4 protein-coding genes are annotated in these 5,007 nt (G+C 73.3%); 2 read left to right on the forward strand and 2 right to left on the reverse strand.

All coding sequences use genetic code 11. From position 1 onward, the window contains the following. Positions 1-293 precede the first annotated feature (293 nt). Positions 294-1,208 (forward strand): S1 family peptidase, encoded by a 915-nt coding sequence (locus MTQ10_RS27795; RefSeq protein WP_247473037.1) that lies wholly within the window; start codon positions 294-296, stop codon positions 1,206-1,208. Between the two features lie 57 nt (positions 1,209-1,265). Here MTQ10_RS27795 and MTQ10_RS27800 read toward each other — a convergent pair whose 3' ends face one another. Together MTQ10_RS27800 and MTQ10_RS27805 are read right to left on the reverse strand one after the other, a co-directional pair. Next, complete coding sequence (locus MTQ10_RS27800; RefSeq protein WP_247473038.1) at positions 1,266-2,852, reverse strand: N-acyl-D-amino-acid deacylase family protein; 1,587 nt, start codon at positions 2,850-2,852, stop codon at positions 1,266-1,268. A 45-nt stretch (positions 2,853-2,897) separates the two neighbouring features. After that, on the reverse strand, positions 2,898-4,163 hold the full coding sequence (locus MTQ10_RS27805; protein WP_247473041.1) for an amino acid deaminase: 1,266 nt from the start codon (positions 4,161-4,163) through the stop codon (positions 2,898-2,900). A 122-nt stretch (positions 4,164-4,285) separates the two neighbouring features. Between MTQ10_RS27805 and MTQ10_RS27810 the strand changes: the two genes are divergently transcribed. Beyond that, positions 4,286-5,007: sugar kinase (locus tag MTQ10_RS27810; protein WP_247473042.1), on the forward strand; the 722-nt coding region annotated here is incomplete at its 3' end.

A 5,007-nucleotide genomic window follows, 5' to 3' on the forward strand; every position in this document is an offset into this window, starting at 1 on the left:
GACGACCCCGGCGCCCAGGCCCACCCGGCCGGGCCACGGCTGGGGGCACGGGGGAGGTGGCCGCTGGCCGCGTTAGCGACCTCGCGGACCTCGCGGACCTCGCGGTACGGGCAGTGGCCCCGCCGGTCTCGACGGCGGGGCCTTCGTGTGTCCGGTGTACGGCGCATTCGCGCCAACTCGCGTCCGGTTCCCGGTGCTTGTGCGGGCGCGAGGGCAGGTTGAGAATGCGCATGACAAAAATCGCGGGCGGCCGGGCGAACTCCGGTCGCCCTGTCGTACGAGAGGACCCCCACATGAGCAAGCCTCTCCTCGCCGCGCTCGCCGCCCTGGCCATCACCGGGATCGGCGCGGCACCGGCAGTCGCGGCGGACGGCACCCCGGCCGGCGCCCCGACCGCCGACCACGGCGTCGCCCGAGCAGCCGCGCAGGCCGGCACCCCGGCCGCGATCCGGACCGCCGAGGCGCCGACACTGAAGGCCGTCACCCTCGCCGGCACCGTGGCGCTGAGCAACTGTTCCGGCTCGGTCATCCGCTTCCCCCGGTCCGCCGACACCGACCCCGCCCTGGTGCTCTCCAACGGGCACTGCCTGGAGACGGGATTCCCCGGCCCCGGCCAGGTCGTCGTCAACCGCTCCTCCAGCCGCACCTTCGGCCTGCTGAACTCCTCCGGCACCCGCGTCGCCACCCTGCGCGCCAACAAGATCGTGTACGGCACGATGACCGACACCGACGTGTCGATCTACCAGCTGACGACGACGTACGCGGCGATCCGCTCCAACTACGGCATCTCCGCACTCACCGTCCAGGACACGCACCCCGTCGCCGGCACCGCCATCACCGTGGCCTCCGGCTACTGGAAGCGCCTGTACAGCTGCAACATCGACGGCTTCGCCTACCGCCTCAAGGAGGGCGACTGGACCTGGAAGGACTCCGTCCGCTACACGTCCGCCTGCAACACCATCGGCGGCACCTCCGGCTCCCCGGTGATCGACCAGGCCACCGGCAAGGTCGTCGCCGTCAACAACACCGGCAACGAGGACGGCGGGCGCTGCACGGTCAACAACCCGTGCGAGATCGACCAGAACGGAAATGTGACAGTCCGTCAGGGCATCAACTACGCCCAGGAGATCTACCAGATCCCCGCCTGCTTCACCACCGGCAACCGCCTCGACCTGAACGCGAGCGGCTGCGTCCTGCCCAAGCCGTAGGGCGCGCACCGTCACTCGGTGCGACAGGATCGGAAAGACACGCCTCAGGGCCGCTGCTCACGGGGTGGGCGTCCGGCGCACCGCCCGCCCCGCGAGCACATCCGTACGCCGCTTGTCCTCGATCACGAACCGCCCGTCCACCAGGACGTACGGGATGCCGACGGGCGGTGTGCGCGGCGCATCGTACGTCGCCCCGGCCGCCACCGTCGCCGGGTCGAACAGCACCAGGTCCGCCCGGTACCCCTCGCGGACCAGCCCCCGGTCCGGCAGCCGCAGCCGGGCCGCGGGGCGCGCGGTCAGATGGGCGACGCACTCCTCCAGCGACAGCACGCCCGTCTCCCGCACCCAGTGCCCGAGGTAGTGCGGGAACGTGCCGTACGCCCGAGGATGCGGCTTCGCGCCCTGGAGGATGCCGTCCGAGCCGCCCGTGTGCACCCGGTGCCGCATGATCGTACGGACGTTCTCCTCATGCCCCACGTGCTGTAGGACCGTCGTCGCCAGCCGGTCCGCGAGCAGCAGCCGGCGGGCCGAGTCCCAGCTGTCCAGCCGACGTCCCACGTGCGCCGCGAGCGTCGGATCACCCACCCCGGACACCTCGACCGTCGCCCAGTCGACCGGCACACCGTGGCAGCCGTCGGAGCCCGTCACCTCCAGGTCGTACCGGATCCGCCCGGCCGTCTCCTCGTCCGCCAGCCGCCGCAGCGCCTCCCCGGGCCCGCCCGCGTGCACCCAGCTCGGCAGCAGCGCCGCCAGCGTCGTCGCGCCCGCCGTGTACGGGTAGGAGTCGAGGCTGATGTCCGCGCCCGCCTCCAGCGCCTCGTCGAGCAGCGCCAGCAGCTCCGGCGCCCGGCCCTCGTTCACGCCGAAATTCATCGTGGCGTGCGCCAGATGCAGCGCACAGCCCGCCTCCCGCGCCAGCGCCACCGTCTCCGCGTACGCCGCCCGCGCCCCGGCGCCGTAGGAGCGGTGATGCGGGCAGTAGTAGCCGCCGTACGACGCCACCACCCGGCACAGCTCGGCCAGTTCGGCGACCTTCGCGTACATGCCCGGCGTGTACGTCAACCCGGCCGACAGCCCGACCGCGCCCTGCTCAAGACCCTCCGCGACCAGCCGCCGCATCCGGTCCAGCTCGGCCGGCGTCGGCTCCCGGTCCTCCCAGCCCATCACCAGCGCCCGCACCGTGCCGTGCGGCACCAGATAGGCCGCGTTGACGGCGATGCCCGCGTCCAGCCGGTCCAGGTACTCACCGACCGACCGCCAGTCGAAGTCGACGTCGTCGCCGTACCCGTTCCACCCGGCGATCGCCCGCCGCACCTCCTCCAGCGTGCGGTCGTCGACCGGCGCGTACGACAGTCCGTCCTGCCCGAGCACCTCCAGCGTCACGCCCTGCGCGGCCTTCGCACTGTGGTCGGGGTCCCGCAGCAGCGCCAGATCGCTGTGCGCGTGCATGTCGATGAACCCGGGCGCCAGCACCAGCCCCTCGGCGTCCAGCTCCCGCATCGCCTTCGGCCGCTGGCATCCGGCGGCGGCGGCCTCCTTCACGATCGAGACGATCCGCCCGTCGTCCACCACCACATCCGCCCGGTACGACGGCTCGCCGCTGCCGTCGACGACATCGGCGTCCCGGATGACGAGATCCTCCACAGCGGCTCCCTCGGACGTAGGTACGGCAGCAGGTGCCGGTCGGGGTCAGAAGTACGTACGGATGTAGTCCACGACCGTGCCGTCCGCCCGCACAAGGGGGATGAGCTGCCATTTGTCGAACGACGTGCACGGATGGGACAGCCCCAGCGCCACCCAGTCGCCCACCTCCACGTCCGCGCCCGGCTCGGTGCGCAGCCACGCGTGCTGGTCGGACAGCGCCGTTACCGTGATGCCGTCCGCCGGCCGCTCCACCCCGTCGCGGCGCACGACCTGCGCCACCGGCAGATCCAGATCGTGCGCGGCGTCCCGCTTGCCCGCGTTGACGAACGCCTGCTCCTCCGACGGCCGCGACACCACCTGCGCCCACAGCCGGAACGCCGGCTCCAGGGCGCCCTCCTCGGGCACCCGGTTGAACGGGGTCAGCCTGCGGTAGTGCCCGTCGTCGTGCGAGACGTACGCCCCGGACCTCAGCAGCTTCAGCACCGGCCGCGACAGCTCGGGCACCGCCGCGAACTCCTCGGCGACCGCGTCGAACCAGGCGCTGCCGCCCGCGCTGACGACGATCTCCTCCGTCCCCGCGAACCGGCCCGCCTTGTCGAACTCCGCCGCCAGGCCGACGAGCCGCCGCAGCCACGCCCGTACCCGCTCGGTCGTCGCCTGCGGCACCTCGCCCTCGTACCCGGCGACCCCGACCAGCCGCAGCGTCCCCGTACGCGCCACCGCGTCGGCGACCGCCGCGCACTCCGCCTCCGACCGCACCCCGGTCCGCGCCCCGTCGCCCGCCGCCAGCTCCACCACCACGTCCAGCGGGCGGGACGCCCCGGCCAGCGCCGCGTCCATCAGCTCCACGCCCCGCACCGAGTCGACGTAACAGACGAGCCGGAACTCCGGGTCGGCGTCGAGCTGCGCGGAGATCCAGCGCAGCGCGGACGCGTCCACCACCTCGTTGGCGAGGAACACCCGCCGGACGCCGAACGCCCGCGCCACCCGCACCTGATGCGGCACCGCCAGCGTGATGCCCCACGCCCCCCGCTCGATCTGCCGCTCGAACAACTGCGGGGCCATCGTCGTCTTGCCGTGCGGGGCGAACGCGAGCCCGTGCCGTTCGGCGTACGTCTCCATCAGCCGCAGATTGTGCTCCAGCCGCTCCGCGGACAGCGTCAGCACCGGCGTGGTGAACCCGCCGGCGAACAGGTTGCGGCGCTGCGCGGCCAGCTCGCCGACGGTCAGACCGTCGGCGTCCGGGGGGAGGCCCCTGAAACGGTGGTCCACGCGTTCCGTGGCGAGGCGTGCCGCCGACTCCGACCTCATCAGACCTCCGTTCGCGTTGCATCCTGTGCAACGCTCGTTGCGTATGCCGCTCACCGCTGTCTAGCATCCGGGCCGACGCGGGTCAACGGACCGGCCCCGTCGCCCGAGTCCGAGGAGAGCGCATGGACACGTCCGTGGACACGCCCATGAGCCCGGCCCCGGACGTCGTGACCCTCGGCGAGTCCATGGTGACCTTCCTGCCCACCCGGGCGGGCCGCCTCGCCGACGTGCCCTCCTTCGACCGGTCCGTCGGCGGCGCCGAGTCCAACGTCGCCTGCATGCTCGCCGCGGCCGGACACTCCGTGCGGTGGATCAGCCGCGTCGGCGCCGACGGCTTCGGCGACCATCTCCTCACGACGATCGCCGGGTACGGCGTCGACGTCGCCCACGTCGAGCGGGACCCCGCCCGCCCGACCGGCGTGTACTTCCGTACGGCGGGGGAGCGCGGCACCGACGCCCACGAGGTCGCCTACTACCGCGCCGGTTCGGCCGCCTCCGCGATGAGCCCCGCCGCCACGGACCTCGCGGCGGCACGCTCCGGGCGGGTCCTGCACCTGACGGGCATCACGGCCGCACTGTCCGACACCTGCCTCGACCTGCTGTACGCGCTGACGGAGGCGGCTCCGGGCCGCCCCCTCGTCTCCTTCGACGTCAACTACCGGCCGACCCTGTGGAGGTCCCCCGCCCGCGCCGCCGAGGTGCTGCGGGAGCTGGCCCGGCGGGCCGACCTCGTCCTCGTCGGCGCCGACGAGGCACGGCAGCTCTGGGGACTGCGCCGGACGGCGGACATCGCGGCGGCCCTGCCGGGCCCGCGCACGGTGGTCGTGAAGCTGGGGGCGGGAGG

Source organism: Streptomyces sp. XM83C (genome assembly GCF_023072675.1).
Taxonomy (GTDB): domain Bacteria; phylum Actinomycetota; class Actinomycetes; order Streptomycetales; family Streptomycetaceae; genus Streptomyces; species Streptomyces thermocoprophilus.

Bases quoted from the DNA above. Each gene is read 5' to 3' on its own strand.
- MTQ10_RS27795 (WP_247473037.1), top strand. From the start codon at position 294: ATGAGCAAGCCTCTCCTCGCCGCGCTCGCCGCCCTGGCCATCACCGGG.
- MTQ10_RS27805 (WP_247473041.1), bottom strand. From the start codon at position 4,163: ATGAGGTCGGAGTCGGCGGCACGCCTCGCCACGGAACGCGTGGACCAC.